This is a genomic window from Streptomyces sp. NPDC007162 (genome assembly GCF_040634175.1).
Lineage (GTDB): Bacteria > Actinomycetota > Actinomycetes > Streptomycetales > Streptomycetaceae > Streptomyces.
On sequence record NZ_JBEYFC010000985.1, the window covers coordinates 1 to 1,466 of the forward strand.

The 1,466-nt window shown below is 76.4% G+C and carries 1 protein-coding gene; it reads left to right on the forward strand.

Annotated features, from left to right (window positions below; translation table 11 throughout):
* Positions 1 to 1,466, forward strand: a 1,466-nt coding sequence (locus ABZ646_RS46505) for a gamma-glutamyltransferase (RefSeq protein WP_360533814.1), incomplete at both ends; no start/stop codon positions are given.

Consider the following 1,466-nt stretch of genomic DNA (forward strand, 5'->3'; position numbering starts at 1 on the left):
GGTGCGGGTGCTGTGCGGGCAGGGCGTGGCCCCGGCCGGCGCCACCGTCGCCCACTACCGAGGTCTCGGACTGGACCTCGTCCCCGGCACCGGCCCGCTGGCCGCGGCCGTCCCCGGCGCCTTCGACGCCTGGCTGCTCCTGCTCCGCGACCACGGCACCAAGTCCCTCGACGAGGTCCTGACGTACGCCATCGGGTACGCCGAGCACGGGCACGCGCCCGTGGAGAACGTCGGCGCGACAGTGGAGAGCGTGCGCGAGCTGTTCGAGACCGAGTGGACGTCGTCGGCGGAGCTCTACCTGCCCGGCGGCCGGGCACCCCGGCCCGGCGAGCTGCTGCGCAACCCCGCCCTCGCCGCCACCTGGAAGCGGCTGCTCGCCCGGACCGCGGGGGCCGGCGACCGGGAGGCGCGCATCGACGCCGCCCGCGAGGTGTGGCGCTCCGGCTTCATCGCCGAGGCCCTGCTCCGGCAGGCCGCCCGCCCCACCATGGACACCAGCGGCGAGCGGCACACCGGCACCCTCACCGCCGCCGACCTCGGCGGCTGGTCCGCGAGCTACGAGAGCCCGGTGTCGTACGACTGGAACGGCTGGACCGTGTGCAAGGCCGGCCCCTGGAGCCAGGGTCCCGCCCTCCTCCAGCAGCTCGCCCTGCTGCCGCCCGGGCCGTCCGCGCTGCCGGGGTACGGCTCCGCCGACTACGTGCACCTGCTCGTCGAGGGCTGCAAGCTCGCCATGGCCGACCGGGAGGCCTGGTACGGGGACGCGGCCGAGGTGCCGCTGGCCGACCTGCTCTCCGACTCGTACAACGCCGGCCGGCGGGAGCTGATCGGGACCAAGGCCTCCGACGAACTGCGGCCCGGCAGCCCCGGCGGACGCGCGCCCCGGCTGCCCCGGTACGCGTGCGGGGAGACCCGGCCGGACACCGCCTTCGACCCGCTGGGCGCCGGTGAGCCGACGGTCGCGCGGCTGCCCGGGGACCCCCGGGTCGCGGGGGACGGCGCCACCCGGGGCGACACCTGCCACCTGGACGTCGTGGACCGCTGGGGCAACATGGTCGCGGCCACCCCCAGCGGCGGCTGGCTCCAGTCCAACCCCGTCGTCCCCGAACTCGGCTTCCCGCTCGGCACCCGGCTCCAGATGGCCTGGCTGGAGGAGGGACTGCCGAACTCGCTCACCCCGGGGCGGCGCCCCCGCACCACGCTCACCCCGTCGATCGCGCTGCGCGACGGGGTTCCGGTGCTGGCCTTCGGCACGCCGGGCGGCGACCAGCAGGACCAGTGGCAGCTGCACTTCTTCCTCGCCGTCGCCCTGCGCGAGCGGGTCCGCGGTGGACTCGACCTGCAGGGCGCGATCGACGCCCCGAACTGGCACAACGACAGCTTCCCCAGCTCCTTCTTCCCGCGCGGGCGCCGCCCCGGCAGCGTGACCGTCGAGTCCCGGACGGACCCCGGGGTGGTGGCCGAGC